Source organism: Lactococcus lactis, assembly GCF_029023865.1.
Taxonomy (GTDB): Bacteria; Bacillota; Bacilli; order Lactobacillales; family Streptococcaceae; genus Lactococcus; species Lactococcus lactis.
Map to the genome: position 1 here is coordinate 1,595,642 of NZ_CP118969.1, position 25,129 is coordinate 1,620,770.

General features: G+C 34.8%; 26 protein-coding genes. 1 reads left to right on the top strand and 25 read right to left on the bottom strand.

Going from position 1 to position 25,129, the window contains the following annotated elements; translation table 11 throughout:
* The first annotated feature begins 109 nt into the window (after window positions 1-109).
* Window positions 110-1,051 carry a UbiA family prenyltransferase gene (locus PYW37_RS07970; protein WP_025016636.1) on the top strand — a complete coding sequence of 314 codons (942 nt, stop codon included), beginning with the start codon at window positions 110-112 and terminating at the stop codon, window positions 1,049-1,051.
* A 25-nt stretch (window positions 1,052-1,076) separates the two neighbouring features.
* On the opposite strand, the gene PYW37_RS07975 is transcribed toward PYW37_RS07970, so the two are convergent.
* The 25 genes from PYW37_RS07975 to glf all read right to left on the bottom strand — a co-directional run bounded on the left by PYW37_RS07975 (window position 1,077) and on the right by glf (window position 25,111).
* Window positions 1,077-2,135, bottom strand: coding sequence for an exonuclease/endonuclease/phosphatase family protein (locus PYW37_RS07975; RefSeq protein ID WP_025016637.1), 1,059 nt, complete (start codon window positions 2,133-2,135; stop codon window positions 1,077-1,079).
* 79 nt (window positions 2,136-2,214) lie between these two features.
* On the bottom strand, window positions 2,215-2,802 hold the full coding sequence (locus PYW37_RS07980) for an isochorismatase family protein (RefSeq protein WP_025016638.1): 588 nt from the start codon (window positions 2,800-2,802) through the stop codon (window positions 2,215-2,217).
* Window positions 2,803-2,820: 18 nt separating this feature from the next.
* The gene (gene rnr, locus PYW37_RS07985; RefSeq protein WP_025016639.1) at window positions 2,821-5,274 is read right to left on the bottom strand and encodes a ribonuclease R; all 2,454 of its coding nucleotides are present in this window, start codon (window positions 5,272-5,274) and stop codon (window positions 2,821-2,823) included.
* A 249-nt stretch (window positions 5,275-5,523) separates the two neighbouring features.
* On the bottom strand, window positions 5,524-5,772 hold the full coding sequence (gene secG, locus PYW37_RS07990; protein WP_003130913.1) for a preprotein translocase subunit SecG: 249 nt from the start codon (window positions 5,770-5,772) through the stop codon (window positions 5,524-5,526).
* 142 nt (window positions 5,773-5,914) lie between these two features.
* A complete protein-coding gene (trxB, locus tag PYW37_RS07995) occupies window positions 5,915-6,841 on the bottom strand; it encodes a thioredoxin-disulfide reductase (protein WP_025016640.1) in 927 nt (308 codons plus the stop codon).
* A 194-nt stretch (window positions 6,842-7,035) separates the two neighbouring features.
* Window positions 7,036-7,263: a DUF4059 family protein gene (locus PYW37_RS08000; RefSeq protein WP_004255037.1), complete on the bottom strand. Its 228-nt coding sequence runs from the start codon at window positions 7,261-7,263 to the stop codon at window positions 7,036-7,038.
* Between the two features lies 1 nt (window position 7,264).
* The gene (locus PYW37_RS08005) at window positions 7,265-8,017 is read right to left on the bottom strand and encodes an amino acid ABC transporter ATP-binding protein (RefSeq protein WP_025016641.1); all 753 of its coding nucleotides are present in this window, start codon (window positions 8,015-8,017) and stop codon (window positions 7,265-7,267) included.
* Window positions 8,018-8,028: 11 nt separating this feature from the next.
* On the bottom strand, window positions 8,029-8,916 hold the full coding sequence (locus PYW37_RS08010) for an amino acid ABC transporter permease (RefSeq protein ID WP_025016642.1): 888 nt from the start codon (window positions 8,914-8,916) through the stop codon (window positions 8,029-8,031).
* 267 nt (window positions 8,917-9,183) lie between these two features.
* Window positions 9,184-10,029: an amino acid ABC transporter substrate-binding protein gene (locus PYW37_RS08015; RefSeq protein WP_023164024.1), complete on the bottom strand. Its 846-nt coding sequence runs from the start codon at window positions 10,027-10,029 to the stop codon at window positions 9,184-9,186.
* Between the two features lie 137 nt (window positions 10,030-10,166).
* Complete coding sequence (locus PYW37_RS08020; protein ID WP_044009640.1) at window positions 10,167-10,742, bottom strand: C40 family peptidase; 576 nt, start codon at window positions 10,740-10,742, stop codon at window positions 10,167-10,169.
* Window positions 10,743-10,868: 126 nt separating this feature from the next.
* Window positions 10,869-12,536 (bottom strand): formate--tetrahydrofolate ligase, encoded by a 1,668-nt coding sequence (locus PYW37_RS08025; protein ID WP_025016644.1) that lies wholly within the window; start codon window positions 12,534-12,536, stop codon window positions 10,869-10,871.
* A 155-nt stretch (window positions 12,537-12,691) separates the two neighbouring features.
* Window positions 12,692-13,018, bottom strand: coding sequence for a heavy metal-binding domain-containing protein (locus PYW37_RS08030; RefSeq protein ID WP_010905638.1), 327 nt, complete (start codon window positions 13,016-13,018; stop codon window positions 12,692-12,694).
* 83 nt (window positions 13,019-13,101) lie between these two features.
* On the bottom strand, window positions 13,102-13,548 hold the full coding sequence (locus PYW37_RS08035) for an ASCH domain-containing protein (protein WP_025016645.1): 447 nt from the start codon (window positions 13,546-13,548) through the stop codon (window positions 13,102-13,104).
* A 139-nt stretch (window positions 13,549-13,687) separates the two neighbouring features.
* A complete protein-coding gene (deoD, locus tag PYW37_RS08040; protein ID WP_004255010.1) occupies window positions 13,688-14,392 on the bottom strand; it encodes a purine-nucleoside phosphorylase in 705 nt (234 codons plus the stop codon).
* A 70-nt stretch (window positions 14,393-14,462) separates the two neighbouring features.
* The gene (locus PYW37_RS08045; RefSeq protein WP_012897580.1) at window positions 14,463-14,732 is read right to left on the bottom strand and encodes a zinc ribbon domain-containing protein; all 270 of its coding nucleotides are present in this window, start codon (window positions 14,730-14,732) and stop codon (window positions 14,463-14,465) included.
* A gap of 55 nt (window positions 14,733-14,787) precedes the next feature.
* Entirely contained in the window at window positions 14,788-16,023 is a 1,236-nt protein-coding gene (locus PYW37_RS08050; protein ID WP_004255006.1) for a phosphopentomutase, read from the bottom strand.
* Between the two features lie 185 nt (window positions 16,024-16,208).
* Window positions 16,209-17,129 carry an LCP family protein gene (locus tag PYW37_RS08055; protein WP_025016646.1) on the bottom strand — a complete coding sequence of 307 codons (921 nt, stop codon included), beginning with the start codon at window positions 17,127-17,129 and terminating at the stop codon, window positions 16,209-16,211.
* A 10-nt stretch (window positions 17,130-17,139) separates the two neighbouring features.
* Entirely contained in the window at window positions 17,140-18,255 is a 1,116-nt protein-coding gene (locus PYW37_RS08060) for a CDP-glycerol glycerophosphotransferase family protein (RefSeq protein WP_025016647.1), read from the bottom strand.
* Window positions 18,245-19,432 carry a CDP-glycerol glycerophosphotransferase family protein gene (locus PYW37_RS08065; RefSeq protein ID WP_025016648.1) on the bottom strand — a complete coding sequence of 396 codons (1,188 nt, stop codon included), beginning with the start codon at window positions 19,430-19,432 and terminating at the stop codon, window positions 18,245-18,247. Before PYW37_RS08065 ends, PYW37_RS08060 begins: the two co-directional genes overlap by 11 nt.
* 20 nt (window positions 19,433-19,452) lie before the next feature.
* Window positions 19,453-19,884, bottom strand: a complete 432-nt coding sequence (locus tag PYW37_RS08070) for a hypothetical protein (RefSeq protein ID WP_025016649.1) — start codon at window positions 19,882-19,884, stop codon at window positions 19,453-19,455.
* 36 nt (window positions 19,885-19,920) lie between these two features.
* Window positions 19,921-20,295 carry a glycerol-3-phosphate cytidylyltransferase gene (tagD, locus tag PYW37_RS08075; RefSeq protein WP_370664258.1) on the bottom strand — a complete coding sequence of 125 codons (375 nt, stop codon included), beginning with the start codon at window positions 20,293-20,295 and terminating at the stop codon, window positions 19,921-19,923.
* A gap of 116 nt (window positions 20,296-20,411) precedes the next feature.
* Entirely contained in the window at window positions 20,412-21,590 is a 1,179-nt protein-coding gene (locus PYW37_RS08080) for a DUF6270 domain-containing protein (protein ID WP_025016650.1), read from the bottom strand.
* 104 nt (window positions 21,591-21,694) lie between these two features.
* Window positions 21,695-22,681, bottom strand: coding sequence for a family 43 glycosylhydrolase (locus tag PYW37_RS08085; RefSeq protein ID WP_223848631.1), 987 nt, complete (start codon window positions 22,679-22,681; stop codon window positions 21,695-21,697).
* A 20-nt stretch (window positions 22,682-22,701) separates the two neighbouring features.
* Window positions 22,702-23,988, bottom strand: coding sequence for an SGNH/GDSL hydrolase family protein (locus PYW37_RS08090; protein ID WP_044009639.1), 1,287 nt, complete (start codon window positions 23,986-23,988; stop codon window positions 22,702-22,704).
* Window positions 23,981-25,111 carry a UDP-galactopyranose mutase gene (gene glf / locus PYW37_RS08095; RefSeq protein ID WP_025016652.1) on the bottom strand — a complete coding sequence of 377 codons (1,131 nt, stop codon included), beginning with the start codon at window positions 25,109-25,111 and terminating at the stop codon, window positions 23,981-23,983. The genes PYW37_RS08090 and glf overlap by 8 nt, the downstream gene beginning before the upstream one ends.
* Between the last annotated feature and the right edge of the window lie 18 nt (window positions 25,112-25,129).

The following is a 25,129-nucleotide window of genomic DNA, read 5'->3' on the forward strand; positions in this document are numbered from 1 at the left end:
TTAAATTTTCAGTCAATTTTCTTGTCAGTAAAATAAACTTTTGCTGACAGCTCTGTCAGTCAAAATCATTCATGATTTATTGGCTAGTTTTTGCTATAATCAGCTTATCATGACTTTAAAAACTTTTTTTAATTTTACACGTATTCAAACCTTACCCGCAGCATTATTATCACCGATTGCTGGCTGTCTTTTTGCCTTTTGGTACTTTGGAAGTTTTCATTTTTGGCCTACGCTTCTATTTTTTATTGGTTTAGCAAGCATTAATCTTTTTGTTTCGGCTTGGAATAATCTGATGGATTATCAAAAAGCACTTGATCCTGAGTATAAGAAATGGAATATTATCGTTGCTAAATCGATTAATCCTAAACTTGCTTTAAACATTTGTTTGGCACTTTTAGCGATTGATGTAGTCGTTGGACTCATTGTTCTTTCCTTGACTAATCTTGCGATTTTACCAATTGGTGGACTTTGTTTCTTAATTGCTATTTTCTATACTTATGGTCCTTTTGCTTTTTCTCGTTTTCCTTTGGGCGAAATTTTAGCGGGTCTTTGCGAAGGGTTCTTTGGTTTTTTCCTTGCTGTCTATATTAATTCTTATGATAAAGGCTATTTTTTCATTAATTTTGACAGGAATTGGTCCATGACATGGACTTGGGACTTTAAAATTCTTTTACCAATCCTTCTAGTCGGTCTGATGTGTTTCGTTCAAAATTTTAATATTATGTTTTCTGATAATATTTGCGATTTAGAACAGGACATTCGCAATGAGCGTTATACTTTACCTTATTATCTAAAGATTCCACTCAGTTTAAAAGTATTTACTGGACTATATTTATTTGCTGGACTTTGTATTTTAATTGCCATTGCTTTGGGAATTTTACCAATTTGGTCATTATTAATGAGCGTCATTGCCCTGAAAGTTATTCCTAATATTAAAAAATTTAGAGCCAAACAAAGTAAATCAGAGACTTTCCACCTTCAAATTGACAATCTGATGTTATTTAATGCTTCTCTTGCCCTTACGTTGTTACTGGGAATTATGTTTAAGTAAAATAAAAAAGCGCTTAGCGCTTTTTTTACTTTTCCAAAGAGAAATCCATGACGACCGGCTGGTGGTCCGATGATTTGAATTGGTTATCAATGGTTTGTATTTTTAAGTCTTTTATATTATTTGAAACAAGAAATCCGTCAATAATTCCAAATGTATTTTTGGGATTTTTCTTATCATAGGCATAATCAAGTGAACGAACAGTTGGGGCATTGGTTGGTGCGACCACTCGCATTCCTTTTGTCAAATTTTCCGTGGGAAATTCCTTCATCCATGTTAATTCTGGATGAGCTTTACCAGCTAGGGCATGGTTATAATCAGCCCCACAAATGACATAATCTCCTTTAGAAACATACTTTTTCATCTCATCAAATAAAGTCAATAATTGTTGTTTTTGAATTTTTTGGTCAGTGATAAATGCTGACAGATGTGTATTAAAGATGACGAATTTTTTATCTGAATTCTTAATTGGCAAAATACTGACAGAAAAAGCTCGGTCTAAATCAAAAAATTTATTAAAATTAGTTTCGATAGGCAACTTATATCTTGTTGAACTTTCAATTTCATATTTAGAATAAGTCATAATTCCAGATTTAGCTTTTCCAATTGGCTTGGTCACCGGATAAAAAAGAAAGGCTGAATCGTAATTCTGTGTCAGAACACTGGTATAATCGGGAAGGACAGCACGAACCATTTGAGGTTCATTTACTTGTTGGCTGCGATCTCCTTGCCAATCAATTTCTTGAATATTTCCAAAGTCTGGCTTCTCTTTATTAATAAGTCTGATATCTTCTTGAATTGCAGATTTGACAGCAGATTTACTATAAGCTCGCACATCATCCCCACCATCCATGAAAAAATTGAAAGAAGGAGGGTAAGACCCATAACCGATATTAAAAGTCATCATTTTATAGGTTTGCCCCAGCTCAACTTGCTGAGTTTGAGGATTTTTAATTGTCTGCTTCATATCATTAGGAAGGCGATGATATTGTGCATAAACATAGATGATATAAGACCCAATAATCAGAGCAAATACTAAAATAATGCTGACAAGGATTTTTCCAATTAACTTTAAGCGATTTTTCATATTATTCACTAAATAATTCTAGGAAAATTTACTGACAGCCACTCCTAAACAGTCTGTCAGTAAAATATTTGTCCCAAACTTATTTACTTTCTTCAATCATTTTTAAAACTTCTTGTGTTGAGCGAACTCGTCCAAGGCGTGGGAAAATTCCCTCAACAATTCCTTGATGGAGTTGCCCATTAAAATCTGTCATTGCATCTTCAATAGCAATAACTTGATAACCATGCTGGAAAGCTTCACGGGCCGTAGTATCACAACCGATCGTTGTAGCAATTCCAGTCAAGAGGATTTCATCAATTCCACGATGACGTAATTGGACATCTAAATCCGTGCCGTAAAATGCGCCCCAGTTATGTTTAGCGACATGAATGACATTATTATATTCTTTATCATAAGCTTCAGGCATGACAAAATCAGCAAAATCTGTCGGAATTTGTCCTTGTGCAACAGCTGGATTGTCAGTTTTTGGTTTTAAAGTTTCGCCACCGTAGTTTTTGACGTGAACAAAAACAATTAAAGCGCCTGTATTTTTTAAACTTGTTACAAGTTCTTTATTTTTAGCTAAAACCTCTTGTGCAGAATAAGGAGCAAATCCCTCACGCCCTGCAATTCCTTTTTGTAGGTCAATAATAACCAAGGCTGTTTTTTCTAAATTCAAAGTTGTCATATTTTTTTCTCTCAAATTTTAGCCTCTTTTATGTGGCTTTTTTCTTCCGTCAGTAAATTTTTTGCCATTATCTTTTTTGTCAGTAAATTTGCCCTTAGCAGCTTTACTGTAAAATGGTTTCTTGGCTAATTTCTTTTTCTTTTTATCAAATTCAGATTTCTCGTCAGCTCTTCTGCCATTTTTTGATTTATTAGCAGATTTGTCAGTAGATTTTGGCGCTACTGATTTAACCTTAAGAGATTGATTTGATTTTTTGCGACCTTTATGATCAGGTTTTTTCTTCGCTTTCGCTGCTTTATCAATCAAATCTAATTCTGAGGGTAGATATTCAAAATCAATCTCCCCAGTCATTCTATCAGCTTTGACAACTTTTATTTTAATAGGCTGACCAATTTTAAAGGTAAGTCCACTTCGTTCGCCAATAAGCGCCAACATTCTTTCTTGATAATTAAAATAATCACCTTTAAGGGTTGAAATATGAACTAAACCTTCAATCGTATTTTCAAGTTCAATAAACATTCCAAAACGGGTAACTGAAGCAATAATCCCTTCATACTCTTCACCCACATGTTCTTCCATGAATTCGGCTTTTTTCATTTTTTCAACTTCACGTTCAGCATCAACCGCCCGGCGTTCACGATGACTAGAATGTTCTGCAATTTCAGGAATTTTATCTTCCCATTTTTGTAAAATATTAGCTGATGTTTTTCCCTCACCAATTTCACGAATCAATCGATGAACCAACAAATCGGGATAACGACGAATTGGTGAAGTAAAGTGCGTATAATTTTCCGCAGCTAAACCAAAGTGCCCCTCATTGTTTTCTGAATAACGCGCTTGTTGCATACTCCGTAACAACATAGTTGACAAGACCATTTCTCCAGGCTGACCTTTAATTTTCTTCATGAAAGCTTGTAAAACCTTCTGATCAATACCATTTGAAGTTCCTTCAATCTGCATTCCAAAAGTTGCTGCAAAATCAATAAAACGTTGCAATCTATCAGCTTTTGGTTGTTCATGAATCCGATAGATAAAAGGCAGACCATGCGCTTCAAAATGTGTCGCGACTGTTTCATTCGCTTCAAGCATGAATGATTCAATCATTCGCTCAGCAATGCCACGTGTTCGTTTTCTAATTTCAATTGGCAGTCCTTTTTCATTGACAATGATTTTAGCTTCTACTGTATCAAAATCAATGGCCCCGCGTCTTTTACGCATGGCTTCTAAAATATGGTGAAGTTCAACCATTATTTTTACAGAATCTGCAATTTTAGCATATTTTTCAAGTGCTGCCTCATCTCCTGCAATCATTTGATTAACGGCATCATAAGTCATTCTTTCTGTCGTTTTAATAATTGATTGAGAAATTTGATAGTTGATCACTCGACCTTCAGGACTAATTTCCATGACACAAGACTGTGTTAGACGATTGATTCGAGGATTCAATGAACAAATTCCATTAGAGAGACGTTCGGGCAGCATTGGAACTACTCGATCCGTCACATAAACAGAAGTTCCACGTTCGTAAGCTTCTTTATCTAATGGAGAATTTTCAGTGACGTAGTGTGAAACGTCCGCAATATGTACTCCTAATTCATAGTTTCCATTTTCCAAACGTTTAGCATGCACAGCATCATCAAGGTCTTTTGCGTCTGCTCCATCAATTGTAAAAGTGATTTCATTACGATAATCGACCCGTCCCACAATTTCATTTTCTGGAACTTCTTCTGGAACAGCTTCAGCTTGGTCTAAAACTTCTTTTGGAAATTCAGAAACAATATCCATTGAAGCCAAAACTTCCAAAACGTCAATTCCTTGGTCATCTGCTTGACCAATAATTTCAGTGACTAATCCTTGCATTGTCTGTGGAAATTCCTTATCTGGATAATGAGTGATTTCAACACGAACAATCGCTTTATTTTCAGGAATTAATCCTTCATTTCCTAAATAAACACGATAAGGGATTTTTTTATTCCGAGATTTAACAAAACCAATCAGTCCTGTTTGCTCTTTTTCATCATAATTCAAAGCTACAAAAGTTCCAACAACCTGATGGACGTCATGGCGAATGATTTCGACAACATGCCCTTCAGCAGAAGTTCCTTTGAGCGCATTGGCATTTTTATCAATTTCAATAAAAACTTCGTCACCATCAAGGGCGAAAGCCGTTTGGCCTCTTGCGACAAAAACGTCTGGTTCTTCAGCATCAATGCTGACAAAACCAAAGCCAGCTGCATTGGCCCGGAAAATTCCGCTGATTACAACTTTTGCCTCTTCTTTTTTGGCTAGTTCAACTTTACCTTTTGCAGTAAAATTAAGCAAATGCTTGGCTTCTAGTGAAGCTAAAGTTTTGACAAATACTTTGTAATCTTTAGCCTTATTCATATGTAACGCAACTGACAATTCTTCTACTGACAGTGCTTTTTTTGAACTATTCTCAAGATAGTCCATGATTACTTCTCTAATACTCATTATATTCTCTCAATGAACTTTTTGACCACAAAAATTGGACAAAAAGCCCCTTTCTTTTTTTGTTTCAAATATTAACTTGATTTTTTAGCTAATATTTTAAGAGATTATCAGTGGTATTAATCATTTTATCAGACATTTTTGACTGATAGAATCAATTCTACCACTGACAATTTGGACAACTAAACATTTGACGCAATTAGAAAAACATTTATAAGAAAATAAAATACGGACTGTTTTCAGCCCGCAATTTTAACGTGTTGATAAAACAACAAGAGCAAATCCAATAACTAGCCATAAGCCAATCATGATTGCTGTAAAACGCTGCATCACTGCCTCAAAACCGCGCGCTTTACGACGTTCAAACAATTCACCTGTTCCACCCGAAAAAGCATCTGCTGCTCCATCTTGTTTTGAAGGTTGCATGAAAATCGCTACAATAATAAATGCTGAAACTACAAGCATTGCAACAAGCAAAATGTCATAAATTACTTTTTCCATAGTCTTATAAATTACTTAGGCGATAAACCTAATCTCCTTTTTCAAAATTGCGTTACTTACATTTTACCATATTTTCGATTAAAAGTCATTCCGAATCCTTTAATAAAAAATTACTGACGATTTTGTCAGTAATTTTTTTATTTTAATCAAGTTCAGCTACAAATTTATAAGCTTCTTGAGCTGCTTGCGCTCCATCACCAATAGCTGTAGTGATTTGACGGAAATCTTTTTGACGAACATCACCTACGGCAAAAATACCAGGTAGACTTGTTCTCATATGGTCATCGGTAATAATCCAACCGGCTTCATCAGTAATTCCAAGATTACCAGCAAATTCAGCAACTGGGTCAAGTCCCACATAAATGAAGATTCCACCAAAAGCTTTTTCAGTTACTTCACCCGTTTTAACGTTTTTATAAACAACGGATTGAACTTTTTTGTAATCCCCTTTAATTTCCATAGGAACAGAATCCCAAATAAAGTTGATTTTTTCTTCTTTGAAAGCTCTTTGTTGGATAATTTCTTGTGCACGCAATTTATCACGACGATGCATAATTGTTACTGATTGACCAAAACGAGTCAAGTAGAGAGCTTCTTCAACAGCAGAGTCACCACCACCAATAACTAAAATTTCTTGGTTTCTAAAGAAAGCACCATCACAAACGGCACAGTAGGAAACTCCGCGAGCTCCATATTCTTCCTCACCGGGAATTTCAAGCTTACGGTGATTAGCTCCTGTCGCAATAATAATTGATTTAGTGACAAACTCATCATCTTCTGTGATAATTTTTTTGTAATCCCCATGGTCTTCAATAGCCGTCACAAAACCATAAGCATTTTCTACGCCTAAACCTTCCAAAGGTTCAGCCATTTTCATTGAAAGTTCAGGACCCATGATTGTTTCATAGCCAGGATAATTTTCAATCTCAGCTGTGTTATTCATTTGACCACCAGGAACACCACGTTCTAAAAGCAAAGTTTTCATTTCAGAACGTGCAGTATACATCGCTGCAGTCATTCCCGCAGGGCCTGAACCAATGATGACAACATCATATTTCTTTTCTGTCATTTTTAATCCCTTTTCTAAGAGCTAAAGAACTCCCCTTAAATTCATAAACTCAAGCTAGCATTTCAGCAAACTTGAGCCCTTTTTTATTAGTTCTAAAAACTCTTTTTTCTAATATCTAAAATCTTATAGCACCATTTTACATTGTCAAACGATATTTTTCCATTAATTAGATTTATTTAAAGCATAAATAAAAATCAAAGTCCACGAATTCTTAGTATTACAAGTACTCCTAAAACAGCAAAACTCAGGATAGGCGTCGTTAAAATACCAACTAAAATTAAATCAAAAATTCGATTTCTTCTTTCAGTCCACGGTTTTTTCGTATTTCGCACAAGGTAAGTGAACGCATATAATCCACCTACCAATAAAACAAAGATAGCTGAAATTAATAGACCTTTTAAATAAAACTGTAAAATCATCATTTTAGTTATTAACCTCTAAATTCTTGACATGACGTGATAAAAACTCTCGTGTACGAGGATTTTTTGGTGAGTAGAAAACTTCTTGAGGAGTTCCCGCTTCAATGATTTTCCCTTGTTCAAGAAAAAGCACTTTTGTTGCAACATTATAAACAAAGTCCATTTCATGACTGACAAGAACCATTGTTTGTTTATTTTGAGCTGCATTTAAAATTACTTCTTGAACTTCACCAACTAATTCAGGGTCAAGGGCAGATGTCGGTTCATCTAAAAGTAAAAGTTTTGGTTGCATCGCTAAAGCACGAGCGATTCCAACCCTTTGTTTTTGACCACCTGATAAAAATTTTGGATAGTAATCTTTCCGGTCAGTTAGACCAACCTTATCTAATTCAGCTTCGGCAATCTCTTTTGCTTGCGCCTTAGATAATTTTTTAACCTGAATCAACCCTTCCATTACATTTTCAAGGGCAGTCCGACGTTCAAAAAGATTAAATTGTTGAAAAACCATTCCAGTCTTTCTGCGAAGTTCAAGTACTTCTTGCTTTGTGATTATCGAATAATCAATCTTTAAGTCATCAATTTCAATTTGACCACTATCTGGTCTTTCAAGATCATTTAAAGCCCGGAGAAAGGTTGATTTACCAGCACCAGAAGCGCCAATAAGGGCAACAACATCTCCTTCTTCAATTTCCAAGCTAATGTCATTGAGAACTTGATTACCCGAAAATGTTTTACTTATATTTGTAATTTTAATCATTATCGTCCTCCTTAGGCTTGGTTAAATGGGTTTTTGCTCAATGAAATTTGTGCACGATTTTTACGTTTGTCATTTGGCATTCTTACGTCTAATTTACGCTCTAATCCACGAATTAAGAGTTCAAAAATAATACAAATTGGCCAGTAAACTAAAGCTAAGGCTAAATAAGTTTCAAATAAACGGAAGGTTGAGCCCCCAATAATTTGAGCACGAGCTGTCATTTCTACCACACCTGCAACGAAGGCAAGTGAAGTTGATTTCAAAAGTCCAATCAGAGCGTTTCCTAAAGGAGCCGTTGCAACGGTTGCTGCTTCAGGTAAAGTCACACGCATAAAAACTTGGAAGTTTGTCATTCCGAGTGATTTGGCTGCTTCGATTTGTCCTTTATCAACGGATTGAATTGCAGCACGAATTGTTTCCGAGTTATAAGCTCCTTCATTGAGTGCGAAAGCAACAATGACAAAAAGCATAGCTGGAATTGTATTGACATTAAAATTCGTTCCATAATTCATATTGATTGCTTTTAAAATCAATGGAATCCCTGTATATGAAAGGTATAATTGTACCAAAATAGGGGTTCCACGAATGAAACTAACAAACAAAGCACGCAATTGATTCAAAATTGGAATTTTATTAATACGAACCAAAGCAAGAATGAGTCCTAAAAGTAACCCAAAGACCATGGCAATTATTGTCATTTCAAGAGACGACAAAATCATTTTTATAATTGGTAAAAAGGCATCTACAAATGCTGACCAACTAAAAATCTTTGTGAAAAACATGGTCCAAAAGTCATGAAAATTATACTGACCTTTGATTAAGAGAAAGGGAAGAGCTGGCAAAATAATTAAAGCCAAAAGCAAGACAATCCCAAGAATTATTTTTTTATTTTTTTTCATATTTTTTATTTTTCTAATAGGGAAAACTCTGTCAGTAAAAAAGTGACAGAGTTTATTCGGATTTATTGAACTTATTATTTAATATTTTTACATTTACTTATAAGTTCGATTTTTTACCTGACCATCACTTCTACTATTATACAAAATTTTGGTCTTTTTTTCTCCTATTTTTTACGAACTGAACTGTCAGTAAATTTTGATTGGTCAAGAGACAAATATTTTACTGACAGCTCTTCGATTTTAGGTTAAATTTCTTGTCAGTAAAATTTACTTAAACATTTCTGCTTTTGGCACGAAATCCCCACCAAGATATTTCTTGGAAATTTTCGCCAAACTACCATCAGCCTGCATTTTTGCCAAAACTCCATTCACATCTTTTTGAAGTTTTTTACCTTGCGAATCTTTGCCAAAGAGGAAATATTCATAACCGTCATGTTCAGCATCACCAGTATCCATACTGATATCTTCAATTTTTAGATTGTCAAAACCTTGTTCTTTAACTGCAGACTCTAAAGAAATCTTATCATAAAGCATGAAATCAATTTTTCCTGATTCAACTTGCGTGAATCTTGTGTTAATTGAAGTAGAATCTGCTGAGTAACTAATTTTGATTTCTTTATCTGGATTGGCTTTGTTCCAATCTTGAATTGACTTTGTATAATTTGATGCTGGATTACCAATTGTCGATTTCCCAGCCAAATCTGCCAAAGTTTTATAAGTCCCAGATTTCACAAGAACTGCATTGTTTGATTTTGAAAGTGGTGATGAGAAATAATATTTTTCAGCTCTACTTTTTTCCCAACCAAAATCATTAGCACCCATTTGGTAACGGCCAGAATCAATCCCTGGTGAAATCCCAGAAAAATCTGTCACTTGAAATTTCACTTTATACTGTGGCAATTTCTTGAAAACCGCACGAGCAACCTCAATATCGTAACCCGTTAAATTTCCTTGACTATCTGAATAAGTAAATGGCTTTGTTGCCCCATCTGTCGCAATCACAACAGATGTTGCTTTATCTGATGAATCTTTTGAACCTGATGAGCATGCAACCAAAGTTCCAGCAGCGATAAGTGAAAGAGCGGCAAATGTGACCTTTAGTGATGTTCTCATAAAAGTTCCCCTTTAAAAATTTGATAGACCTATCTTAACACGAACTTAAGTCCTTTGCCATAAAAAAAACTTATAGCCAGATTTAGCTATAAGAATAACAAAAAAATAGCAATAAATGCTATTTCCTTCTATTATATTTAATACTCTAATGCAAAATCAGCCGACATATCAGTAACTGAACTGATTTTAACTGACTCACCAGGTTGTGGTGCATGAATCACTTGGCCATTTCCAAGATAAATTCCCACATGGTCTCCACCATAAAAGATAATCAAATCTCCAATTTTGGCTTGGTCAAGTCCGACTTGTTTTCCACTTGCAATTTGGTCCCAAGTTGTACGACCAATTTCTTTACCTAAAACTTCTCTGTAGACGTAACTTGTGAATCCTGAACAGTCAAAGCCAGCTGGTGTAGTTCCACCCCAAACATAGGGAACACCTAAATATTTTTTGGCTGTACTGACAAGTTTGTCAGCTCGTGTCTGAACTTCTTTAGCAGCACTTTGTGTTTTTTCTACTTTTGAAACGGCACTGACAGTATCATTCATTGTTTTTGTTAAAACATCAAGTGAATTTGTTGCTGCTGCCAAATCTGTCAGTGAACTTTGTGCCTTATTATCATCAAATACTGAATCTGCTTTTGCAGGATTCGCAATCAGGGCAGCACTAAAACTTGTAAGAAGCGCTGCAGAAATAATTATTTTTTTCAACATTGTTAGCAAGTATAACACAAAAAAACCGCCTGACAAGCGGTTTTACAAGCTTTTAATTTTTTGTAAATTTGTTACCGAAAAAATTTACATTTAATCTTTACGTAACAAAACCACTTAAACTCATTTCTAAAATAATCCTGAGATTTTTCCATCATCAGTGACATCCATTTTTAAAGCTGCTGGATTTTTAGGAAGCCCTGGCATTGTCATCACGTCCCCCAAAAGAGCAACGATAAATCCAGCTCCAATTTTTGGAAGTAGTTCACGAACTGTAACTTCAAAGCCTTCTGGCGCCGCTAAAAGATTTGGTTGGTCTGAAAATGAATATTGAGTTTTAGCCATGCATACTGGCAAATCATTCCAACCATTTTCTTCAATTTCTCTCATCTGACGCTTAGCCTTTGGTGAATAATTGACTTTGGAACCGCCATAAATTTCTGTCACAACTTTGTCAATTTTAGCTGATAATGGCTCTTTTAGGTCATAAAGATAGCTAAAATCAGATTTTTCTTGTAACATTCCTGACAGTTTTTCGGCCAAATCTAAACCACCTTCACCACCCTTAGCAAAGACTTGGGTCAATGAAACTGGAACTCCCAATGCTTCTGTCAGCTCTTTTAATGCTGAAATTTCAGATTTAGTATCTGATGCAAACTCATTAATTGCCACAATTACTGGCAAACCGTAACTCTGCATATTTTTAATATGACGTTCTAAATTAGCAAAGCCCTTTTTAACAGCCTCTACGTTTTCCTTAGTCAATTCTTTTTTATCAAGGCCACCATGCATTTTAAGTGCACGAAGTGTAGCCACAATTACTACCGCATCAGGTTGTTTTCCGAGCTGACGAGTTTTGATATCTAAAAATTTCTCACCACCAAGGTCAGCTCCAAACCCAGCTTCTGTAATGACAATATCCGATAGTTTTAAGGCTGTTTTCGTTGCCAAAACAGAATTACAACCATGTGCAATATTGGCAAAAGGCCCACCGTGAATCAAAGCTGGCGTTCCCTCAATTGTCTGAACAAGGTTTGGTTTCAGTGCATCTTTCAGGAGCATCGCAATAGCCCCTTGAACCCCTAAATCACCAAGGGTTACAGGTTTACGGTCATAAGACTGAGCCAGAACAATTTTTCCTAAACGTTCTTTCAAATCGCTGATTGAAGTTGCCAAACATAAAACCGCCATAATTTCACTGGCTACTGTAATATCAAAACCATCTTCACGGGGCACACCATTTAAAGGGCCACCAAGTCCAACAGTGACATGACGAAGGGCACGGTCATTCAAATCAACAACACGTTTCCAAATGATTCTTCTTGGGTCGATATTTAACGGATTTCCTTGATGAAGCGAATTATCAAGAAATGCCGAAATAGCATTATTGGCAGTTGTAATCGCATGAATATCCCCTGTAAAATGAAGATTAATATCTTCCATTGGTAATACCTGTGCAAAACCACCACCAGCAGCTCCACCCTTAATTCCCATAACGGGCCCTAAAGAAGGTTCACGCAAGGCCACCATTACATTTTCACCTTGTCTTGCAAATGCATCAGCCAAACCGACAGTAACTGTCGATTTTCCTTCACCAGCAGGTGTGGGATTAATTGATGTCACCAAAACAAGTTTTCCTTCAGACTGTTGGTCAAATTTATCTAAAACCTCTAAAGGAATTTTAGCTTTGTATTTACCATAAAGTTCGATATCATCAAATGATAGTCCAATCTTTTCAGCAATTTTGGTAATAGGTTGAATGTCAGCAGCTTGAGCAATTTCAATATCCGTTTTCATAATTCTCCTCTAAAGGCTTCTCATATTTGAGTTTAATTATACTAATTTTAATATTATTCTAACAAAAAATGAAGGAATTTTCCCTTAATAGTATTTCTTTTGGCAGGCTTAACTAAAAATTGTTCGGAAATAAAAAAACTAGCTTTCGCTAGCCTTTAGATTTTTTCAATTTTAACAGCTGTTCCATAAGCAGCGACAGAATCAATATTTTGGAAAGTCGATGAGTCAAAACGCATCGCAACAATTGCATTTGCTCCTTTGGCTTTAGCTTCCTCTCTCATACGATCAATCGAAGTTTCACGGGTTTCATGTTGAAGTTTTGTATAACCATTTATTTCGCCACCTACAACAGTTTTCATCTGTTGACCGGCACTTGAAAATAAATTTCTTGAACGCGTTGTTAATCCGAAAACTTCACCATATACTTCAGTAATTCGATAACCAGCCACTTCATTTGTAGTCACAATAAGTATTTCTTCCATTTTATTTCTCTTTTCATAAAGCATAATTTTAAAATAATTATAGCATGACTAAAAAAATAGTCAACAATTTTTATTTACTACTTTTAGTTTTGGTAAAGAACTTCAAATTCTTCGCAAAGCACTTCCATATTAGGACTATATACTTTTAAGTCACTCCAAAAGTCTTTATGCACTTTCCGCCAGTAGTCTAAACTTTGATCCCCTTCTCCTTCTTTAAAAGCATGCTCAGCGCTGACATCAAAAAAATTTCGCACATAAACTTTAGAAGTTGTAATAGCAGCTCTTGGTTGACCTTTTCCATCTAGTAAAATATCAAATTTTCCATCAACTGAAGGGAATGGTTCATCTTCACCATATTCAGCTACAGCGCTAGCCGTCGCACTTTTCTTTCCTTCTAATACTAAATCTAAAAGTTTATCAGCCAATTCTGGCTCAGTTATTGGACCATCAACCTCATTACAAAATGCCCAAGCCCACCTAAAATTTTCTCTTGCCAATCCTGCTTCTTTGATAAAATCTTCGTAAGTCATCTTTTCTCCTTTGTTTGAAGGAAAATTTAATTTCCTAGTTTATTCCATCATATCAAAATTTTTTAAGCACAGATGATTAAATGCATTTTTATTGATAATAAATAAAAAAGTCCTGTCATTAAGACAGAACTTTAACTAATTATTCAGAAATCAAAGTTTCCAAACCAACTTTCATCATATCTGTGAAAGTCAATTGACGCTCTTCAGAAGTTGTTGATTCTCCAGTCAAAATATGGTCAGAGATTGTCATAATTCCCAAAGTTTGAACTTTATATTTTGCCCCAAGATAATAAAGGCCAGCAGCTTCCATTTCAACAGCCTTCACACCAAGTTTTCCAACTTTAACTGCATCTGGTCCACCGTAGAACAAATCAGAGCTGAGAATATTTCCAACGTGAGTTGTAATTCCAAGGTCTTTTGCAATATGATATGCTTTATCAAGCAAATCAAAATCAGCAATTTGGGGGAAATCAAAATCAGGGAAATCATTACGAATAATCGCTGAAGTTGTCGCAGCTGCTTGCCCAATGACAAGGTCACGAATATGAACATCTTCATTTACAGAACCAGCAGTCCCAACACGAATTAATCTTTTTACACCGTATTCTGTAATTAATTCATTAGCATAGATTGAGATTGAAGGAATTCCCATTCCTGTTCCCATAACAGAAACACGATGGCCCTTGTAAGTTCCAGTAAAGCCAAGCATTCCGCGAACTTGGTTAAATTGCACAGCATCTTCAAGGAAGTTTTCTGCGATAAATTTTGCGCGAAGTGGATCTCCTGGTAAGAGAATTTTATCTGCGATTTCGCCTTTTTGAGCTTCGATATGTGGTGTTGGCATTTTTAATTTCCTTTTCTTTTAATATAATTATCAAATTTACTGACAGAATTTCCATCAGTAAGTTAAGAACTTAATTTTTCCAGCGTTTCAAACCTTTGAGTTGCATTGGATAAAGCTTTTTGAAAAGCCATTTTTGCATTTTGGGCATTGAATTATTATCTAAACCTTTTCGCCCAATTTCAACCATTTCAGCAAAAGTAAGTTCTGGTTGGACAAATCGTCCTTGCATATAGCAATAGATACAATAGTCTGTTGAAAACTCTCCATTTGCTTGCGTTCCCTTATAAGAATCATCAGCAATTGGCATTCCACACGACTGACAAAATGCTTTCTTAGCCATAAATAAATCTTTCTAAACTCTGTCAGTAAAATTTACTGACAGAAATTTTTTCCTATTAAACCAAAGCATCCAAGAATGATTCACCAGTTTGAGCCTTCTTAACAGAGAAGTTTTCGGCAACAGTTGCTGAAATATCAGCAAAATGTCCCACTGGTAAAACTTTAGGGTCTTTCAATGATTTAGAGAAAATCACGAGTGGAATATATTCACGAGTATGGTCAGTTCCTACGTATGAAGGGTCATTTCCGTGGTCAGCAGTAATCATCAACAAATCATCTTCTTTCATTGCATCAATGATTTCTGGCAAACGACCGTCAAAGTCTTCAATTGCTTTTCCGTAACCTTCAACATCGCGACGATGTCCATATTTAGCATCGAAGTCAACTAAGTTTGTGAAAGAAAATCCTTCGGTAAACTCAGCTTTTGTCATTGCTTTAAGCAGACGGTCAACCCCGTCCATATCGTTATGATTATGCCCCATATCATATTTCACACCTACTGTGTTGAAAATATCTGAAATTTTCCCAACTGAATAAGTATCAATTCCAGCCTTATAAAGTTTTTCCAAAACTGTTTCAGCAAATGGTGACAAAGCATAGTCACGACGTCCATCAGTTCGTTCAAAGTTTCCAGCTTCTCCAACATAAGGGCGAGCGATGATTCGGCCAATCATGATTCCAGACCCTTCAAGGGTAATTGAACGAACATATTCACAAATTTTATAAAGTTCTTCACGAGAAATGACATCTTCATGTGCCGCAATTTGCAAAACAGGGTCTGCTGAAGTATAAATAATCAACTCACCAGTTTCCAATTGACGAGGACCAAAATCTTCAATGACTGCTGTTCCAGAATAAGGTTTATTTGCTTCACGAATGATTTTACGGCCAGAAAATTCTTCAATTTTTTCAAGTAAATCCTCTGGATAACCTTCTGGATAAGTTGGGAATGGCGTTTGAATATTTAAGCCCATAATTTCCCAGTGCCCAGTCATTGTATCCTTACCTTTTGAAATTTCTTCTAGTTTAGTGACATATGCTGCTGGTTTATCAGCTTTTGGAACCGTTTTGAGCGGACTTTCGCGCGGGATATTTCCCCAACCCAATTTTTGAAGGTTAGGCACATCAAGCCCACGAATTTCTGAAATATGACCAATCGTGTCTGAGTTCACATCATTAATTGCTTCATGCGTTTCAACGTCATGATTAAAGAATTTGTCAGCATCTGGTGCAGCACCAATTCCGACAGAGTCCATTACAACAAGATGAATACGACCAAATTTTTTAGGCATTATATCTCTCCATTTCTGCTGCTATATCAATAGCAAAACTAACTAATTCTATTATACATAAACTCTTCCAAAAAGGGCAGTCAAAGCTGTTAAAAAAATACAATTTTTTTGTCAAAAATTGCATTTTCTACTAAATAGATGTCATAAAAAAATCATTAGATGTTTGTCCAATGATTTTTTTCTTTTTATTTTAAACTTTCTTGAAATTGTATTTTCGCCAAATCAAGATTAGCTTGTGAAATTGTCGTCACTTCTGACTGTCCCTCCACTTTATCGCTATGGATATTAATTTTTTTAATCCTTATTGCTCCATGGTAATTTAATGCTAAAGCCTTAACATTTCCAAAGTTAAAACTTGTTTTAAAAACCTTAGGGAATGCCGTCAAAATTTGACCATAATGTCTAATTAAAACACGTGGACTTTTGAGTTTGCTAACGACTGCCATCACTACTTCTTGCTGACGTGCAAAAGCTTTTTTAGTATCTCCAGCATTTAACAAAGTAAAATATGCTGCCACTTCCTCTGCTTTATTTAAAGCAACTGTCCCTTGAGGAAATTTAAATCCTTGTGCCGAAAATTCATTAGCATTTTGAATGGATACGCCACCAATCGCTTGAACTAATTCTCCCATTTGATCGAAATTCATTCCTACAAATTTATTAATTTTAACCTGAAGTAGTTTTTCCATTTCTTTAATAACCGCAGCTTCTCCCTTAGAATTATAGAGAGTTAATAAGGTTTGTTTGTCTGGAAGTATGGCACTTGTAGAAAGATTGATAACGGTTGTTTGTTGTAAACGAGGGTTTGTTGCTGCCAAATTTGCCGACACCAATACATCTTTCCCATCAATTTTACTTATTCCAAGAATTGCCGTCGTAAATGGCTCTTTCTTTTTTAAGGAAATAGAGGTCATTTGCGTTGGCGGATTCACATAAGCCTTCGTTACGGCTGTTTTCAAATCAAAATAAACTTTTCCACCAACAGCTCCTAAAATTATGATAAAAAACAAAAGTACAAATAAAAATATTTTTAAAACTTTTCTCTTCTTCTTTTTGTTTCCACGTTTTATTTGCCTTCCATCTTCTGCCACTCTAGATTTAACCATTTTATTCTCCTTAACCTCTTATAATTGACTCAATCAAATCTAAGACTCGGTCCGTTGATTTTCCATCTCTAAATTTATATATTTTATCAGTAAATAATTGCCGTTTCAAATCATCACTCTCTGTTTCACCATTAACAGCTATTATTGCTTTAATTAACTCATCTTCATTTTTAGTGACTTGCCCTGGAAATTCATTTTCATAATCAATCGTAAATCCAGGCTTATGTGAATATGTCATTAAATCAGGACTATAAGCAATAATTGGTTTATTAAAGACCATCCAATCAATTGCAATTGCCGAATAATCTGTCACTAAAATATCTGTCACACAAAAAAGTGAGGAAATCAACTCATCTTGAATATATAAAACATGTTCATTTTTTTCATAATTTGAATGCTGAATAAGTGGGTGACTTTTATAAATGACTATATAATCATTTCCAATTGCCTGATGAATCTTTTCTAAATCAATCAGTGCTTCCTTAAAATGCGTACTAATCCGTCCTCTAAATGTTGGAGCATATGTGATAATTTTCTTTCCTTTTAAAAGAGGATATTTTCCTAGCAATCTCTGATAAGTCAAGTCAACAAAATTTTGGTCGAAAATCTTATCATTATTTGGAATTCCAGTAACAAAAACCTGATCCTCTATAACATTAAATGCACGCGCAAAAATTGGTTTTAAGAAGTCGGAGTTAACAATCGTATAGTCATAATGATTAACGATATAGTCTCGCTCCACATCATTTCCAAATTTTTTCAAAGCGCCTGTCGCATGCCACAACTGCAAAACTTTAACATTCTTACGGTGTGGAAACTTAGAAATAACAAAATTATTATAATCAATAATGACTAAACGTGAACTTTCAATCAAAAATAATTGGCGAATACAAGCATAACCATATTTTATATTTCCCCAAAGTGATGATTCAAATTTGAACAAAACTGTCCGCAATTCATATTTATTTTTTTCGTTCAACCGATCATAAATCAACTTAAAATCTTTTGATAAATTATCATGTTCTAAAGAAATAAAAGTAATCCGATTTTGTTTCACCCTAGAAATAAAGGCAAAAGGATAAAAAATCCCAAGAATTATTGTCAAAATAATTGATTTAGTTTTCATAAAAAATCCTCTTAGCAACCTTAGAACTAACATCACCATCATTCCATGAATTAAAGACTTGATTAAATGTTCTCAAACGTTCATAATCAAAAACCCCTTCTTTAAGTCTTCTCAACAATTCTTTTTCTGTTCTAATCACATCATTAGGCAGATCGTCAGGAACCTTTAAGTAAAACCCCCTTAATTCTTGCTCATATTGTTCAAAGTCATACATATAAAAATAAATTGGACGGTTTAAATTCGCATAATCAAAAAATACACTAGAATAATCTGTAATTAGAACATCACTCATTAAATAAGCATCATTAATATCCGCACTTGCTGCCATAAGATACACAAAATCACTCAAATCATTCGGAACCTGATAAACATTAGAAATCAAATAATGAGGTTTAAACAAAATAACTGTGTCATCACCTAAGTGATTCTTCCACTTATAAAAATCAACAGCCAATTCAAATCTATATCCTTTTATTCCAAAAGAATCATCACGCCAAGTTGGAGCATAGAGAACAACTTTTTTATCAATTGGCAAACCATAGCGCTGTTTTAGTTCCATACATTTACTAGAATCAACATTTACCAAACAATCAACCCTCGGATACCCAACTTCCAATAGTTTCTCTTTATCTAAATTAAAAGCGCTAGTAAAAGCTTGACTTGAAAAAGGATTAGGCGAAATCAAATAATCCCAATGCCGACTATCTTCGTCATAACTCCTAAGCATCTGCTGATAAGATAAACGACTTCGATAATAAGTAATACCATTATCTAAAATATCATGTCCCAAACGTTTCAAAGGCGTTCCATGCCAAGTTTGTAAATAAACCTGCTCCCCCTTTTTATGATAATAAGGAGCCATTTTTGAATTAAATACCCAATACTTTGCTTTGGAAAGTAAATAATAATAACTAAATGAGTTAAATTTAACTACCTTAGCCCTATTAACGGACCGTTTTACTTTAAAAGCCCAGACAAAATGATAACTAGCAAATTCCTCATGATCTCTTAAATATTCAAAAAGATATCTTGGATTATCTGAATAAGCCTTTCCATTAAAAGAAGCGAAAATAACCAATTTATCATCTGTTTTTACAAATTTCCCTAAAATCAAAAGGAAAAGAGATAACATTTTTCTAAGTATTAATAATCGCATTTTGACTAATAAATTTAGCATTTTTCCCCTTTCAAATGATTTTAGCTCATTTGTTTTCGAATAATTTTTATCAACTCTTTAATTGATAAATTTGTTAAAAACGAATCTGAAATTTCATTAATAATTTCTTGACACTTTTTCAAATCCTTTTCTTTACGCAAAGCTTTTAAAATTTGATTAAGATCACCATCTTCCGGTTTACCTACAATTTTTAAAGAATTGGCAAGCGCTAATTTTGAAAGAATAATCACGTTTGCTCCATTTGGTAAAATCACTTCTTTAATAAACTTTTTCTTATGCAATCGATAGATATCATCTTCGACTTTAACGTATAACACATCACTGACATCTGGCTTAGGATAATTTGATTTTTGTTTTTTTATCAAATTTTCAAGTTGCAAAAATATTTTGATTAGTTTAGTTGGATTTCCTAAAAAAGAAAATTTAGAAAAAATCAGACTTAAATCGCTCATAAACTCATTTTCTATTAATTAGCTCTTACCACTTATTCATTTGGTAGTATTATCACTGCTTTCCTTTTTTGAATAAAGTTTTCCAATTTCCTTTTTTATATTTGAAGAAGAAACTTTACCACGTGGAAAATACATAATTTTTAAATTAGGAAATTCTTCTTTTAGAAAATCAAATTTCCCTTTCCAGTCATCACCCATCGCAAAAACATCAACATCAAACATATCAATATAAAGGCTCTTATCATCCCAAAATTGCTCTGGAACTACCAAATCCACATAGCGAATTGATTCTAAAACGTACTTTCTTGTATCATAATCTTGAAAGAACTTATTGCCCTTTTCGCCATTAAATTCATCTGTCGAAAGCATCACAATCAACTTACTGCCCAGATTTTTAGCATTTCGTAACATATTGACATGACTCTCATGTAAAATATCAAAAGTTCCCGCAACTAAGACTATTTTTCTTTATCCATGTTTATCTCTCTTTTTATTTAAACTTTGTCTATAATAATTTTTGAAAAGATTTAACTTTTCAAAGATAATGACAAATTCCGATAACGAAAATGTCCTGCCCCAACCATATGTGGCCCTAATTCCAAATATTTCCCTTTGCATTTTAATTCAATATTAATATGTTTCCATTTTCCAGAACTTAGATTTTCAAGTTTGGCAGAGTAAATCTTGCTCTCTTTAATATTCCTAGTCACTTTATCATCATAAGTCCAAACGTAGAAAAATGCATCGTTTAAGTGAAGAGCAAAGAGATTTTCGACCCAAACTTCCATAGACAATACAAATTTATGCACTGAATTTTCATCATTTGAGATTTGAACCGGCGAACTATGCAAAATCGTAAAGCCCTCCATTGTTTCCCGATTAATCTCTAAAATCCTATTATTAACAAAGTATTCTCCAGAATCATCTTGCCAATATTTTTTTCCTTCACTGAAATCAGCATTACTGATTAAATTATAACTAAAAGAAGTTTCTGAAATCTCTTTTGTTTTTTCAATTTTATTTTTGGGTTGAGAAAAATGTTCTAATTGATTAATCTTAAAATTTCCAAAGACATATTGATAAAGTTCTAGGAGGCTATCATTAATGACTGGAATACCGATTTTTTGAGCATATTCATTAAATCTTTGCCAAACTTGGCTGGCATTATTTTTTCTTTTTGTTTCTTCTAAAAAATTAATTGTATTAACTAAAACGAGTGTTTTTGGTAAAAAGCGTTGAGTAAATTCAATGAATCTATTGAGAGATTGGCACCAAATAGAAGAATAAGCCAAAAATTCTTGAACAGATTGATTTGAGCTCATTTGCCTTTTAATTTTAATATCAGATAAAGGATAAGCCCCTTTTAGCTTTTTAAAACTATTTGTTAAAAAGCTTCCTTCTTGAGTTTCAATCACACCGTTAAAAACGTCTCCATAGAAATCTAATATTAAAATATCCGGCTGCACCGCAATTAAAGCACTCAAACTATCTTTGTCTAACTCATCTAACATTTGCCGAGCATCATCAAGACTTAATTCTTTATCCAACTTTCTATAATCATACTCAACTGCCTTTGACATTAAGGAAATAAAAGATAAATTTTTTCGATAAAGTACAATTTCAAAATCCTCTTCACTTTTTTGTTTATTCTTATCGAACAGTTCTCGCGATAAATTTGAACCAATAATAGCAACCCGCTTTTTCATCCTTAATTTCTTCCTTTTTCTAAATCATTCATCATCTCTTTACACATTCACTTCTCTTCAATGATTTCGAAAACCACTGATGTCTCACGATGCTTATTAACTTTTTATTTTGTTACTTTTGGAATATGGCCCTCTTCCCACAAAAATGACAATTCATAGAGTTGACGACTGCTTTTTGTTTTATTAACACCATTAATCCAACCATGCAAAAGTAAAGTTTCTACATCATTTTTTCCTTGTACAAGCTCTGCACCTCCAGGCCCCACAATTTGATTTTTCAATAATGCAGTTGTAGCCAAAGCCCCTTGATAATGATAAGGTCCTGATAATTTTTTACTTATTGCATATCCAGTAAAATAATCGGCAGTCGCATATGAACCTGCTGAAAATAACAAAACATAAGTTCCGTCAGGTGCTTGGGTCAAATAAGGCGCTTCGATCGTTAATACAGTTCCTGATTTTCCATTATCATCCGGATTTTTAACCTCTGTATTTGTCAAAAGCCTTGCTGCTTTCCCTGTAACCACCAAACCATTTTTACTTATTTTCTGAAGCCATAAGGAACTTGTTTTACCAATTGCATTCCCATCATTTTTATAGAGAAGATAGTTCTGCCCATCGCTATCCTGAAAAAGATCTGGATCAATAAGTCCCCCCGCATTATCATCTGTTACTACGGGCTTTTCGTCCGCCTTAAAAGGCCCTTGTGGATTATTTGCCAAAGCCAGTCCAATAGAACGTTTTTTCGATTTCTTATCAATAACTGAGAAGTAAAGTAAATAACGTTTGCTCACTTGACTGATGTGAGGCGCCCAGATACTCCCTTGCGCCCAGACTGGTAAATTTGGCAACGCCTCTCCAACAATCTGATAATTCCCCCCTGACTTTGACTTTGCAAGTGGAATATTAAAACCATCTGTCGATGTCGCATAAGCATAGTAAGTTCCTTGTTTATAAATACCTGTTGGATCTGGAAAATTATCTGTCGCAAGATTGACTGGTTCCTCTTGTTCATGTGTAAAAAAGAAACCAATTAGAAACAATAATCCCAAAACCAGCACAATACGTGTGATAATTTTTAAAATTTTCATTTTATTTGATGAAGTAAGCATTATTTAAACAGACTCAGGTTAACCGCATCTCCCATCGCCTTATAACCAGCATTATTTGGGTGCAGGTGATCGCCACTATCATAAATCGGATTAAGTTCTTCCGAATTACCAGAGGTCGCTAATACTTTAGCAAAATCAACTGTTCCATCAAATGCACCACTCGTTAAAATCCAATGATTTACTTTTTGACGAACTTTATCTTTTTTCGCTGTCCAAGTAGGATACCCTTTAAAAGGGGGAAGTGTTCCAGCAATAATCTGTACTCCCGATATATGTGCTTGATTGATTATTTTCTTATAACCCTCAATAATCTTATTAGCAGAAGCCCCAGTATTGATATCATTAATCCCTTCTAAAAGGAGAATATCCTTGAGTCCAGGGCGATTGAAAACATCTCTATCAAGCCGTGATAAGGCAGATTGCCCAAAATAAGCATTTTTTGCCACATTCGTCGGTGAATCTGTTAAAACTTGATTTCCTGTAATCCCCTCATTGACAAGACTCCATTCATTACCATTTTGCGAATTTAATCTATTCATCAGAGTATCTGTATATCTTCCCTCATTCGTAGAGTAAAAACCATCTGTAAGCGAATCTCCCAGTGCAACAATAGTTTTTGTCGCCCCTCCCTCAGAAGCTTGCACATCAATGCTATCAATAAACCACCAACCTGGCGTATCAATCCAACCTTTTGTATCTGGAGATCTTGTTTTCTTTGTTCCTATAGTAATATAAGACGTTTCATTTGCCAACCAATGTCCCGTTTGTTCAATTGCCTTTGGAGTGTAGAAAGTCACAGCGAGGCGTGTTCTAGCAGGAACAGTTAGCTTAATTGTGTCGCTTAGCAATTCCTTTCCTTGGGAAATCGTTGTTGTCGACTTTCCATTAAAAGTTATTGGTACACTTTGACCAATGACATTTCCTTTTGCGTCCGCAATAGCAATATAAGCATCTTCGACTTGCAAATCAGAATCACCAAAAGCATTTGTAAAGTTGACGCGGAGGCTATCACCTGCAACGGTTGTCACGAGCATATTTCGGATGGTCCCAGTATATTTATGATTTCCCATATCAACAGGCGAAGCCGCCCAAGTAGATACCCAAGAACTAGTCTTATCATGTTTCACTGCATTGAGCGAGGTAACTTTACCAGAAGGTACTGACGAATGAATTTTTTCATAAGCCAGCAGACCAATGAGTACCACTATGACGACAAGAATCAGTCCAAACCCAAATTTAAAAATTCTTGGTTGCCGACTTTTTCTTTTTCTTACTCTATTATTCATTGAACTCTTTCTCCACTGCCTTTAGTGCTGCACCAAATACTTGGTCCATATCATAATATTGATAATTTCCAAGACGACCACCAAAGATAACATTTTTAAGATTATTTGATTCTTTGCGATATTTTTTGAAAAGCTCTGAGTTCTTTTCATCATTTACTGGATAATAGGCTTCTTTACTTCTATCCCAATCCTGTGGAAATTCTTTACTGATGATTGATTTTCCATCATCTGCATGATTGTCAAAATGTCGCCATTCCATGACACGGGTATAAGGCGTTTCAGCATCCGTATAGTTAATGACTGCATTACCTTGAACATTGTCAGACTCATGTACTTCACTCTCAAAACGGACAGAACGATATTCCAACTCACCATATTTATAGTCAAAGAATGCGTCAATCATCCCTGTATAAATAGTTTTGGGAAATTCTGACAGATAAGTTTCTTTATTCGCCATGAAGTCGGTATTGACTTGAACATCTATCAAATCTGACGCAAGCAATTTGTCAAAAATCGCAGTGTATCCGTCAACTGGCACACCTTGATAGCGATGATTGAAATAATTATTATCAAAGGTATAACGCACAGGCAATCGCCCAATGATAAAGGCAGGGAGTTCTGTTGCCTTGCGTCCCCATTGTTTCTCTGTGTAGCCTTTGATGAGTTTGCTATAAATATCCGTCCCAATCAATGAAATCGCTTGTTCTTCCAAATTTTTTGGTGCGCCTGAAATCCCAGCAGTAACTTTTTGCTCCGCAATTTTTGCAGCTGCCTCCCCAGGTGTTTTAACGCCCCACATCTGATAAAAAGTGTTCATATTGAAAGGTAAATTATAGAGCTCACCTTTGTAGTTAGCGACGACTTGATTGATGTAACCATTAAATTCAGTAAATTGATTAACATAATCCCAAACCTCTTTGTTATCGGTATGAAAGATATGTGCACCGAAATCATGGACATTAATACCATTTTCCTTGTGCGTGTACATATTTCCACCAATGTGCGCACGTTTTTCAATAATGAGCGAACGTTTACCACGTTTGGCAGCTTCATAAGCAAAGATTGAGCCATAAGGACCGCTCCCGACGATAAGATAATCATAATTTTTTGTATTATATTTCATTATTTTTCTCCATAATCC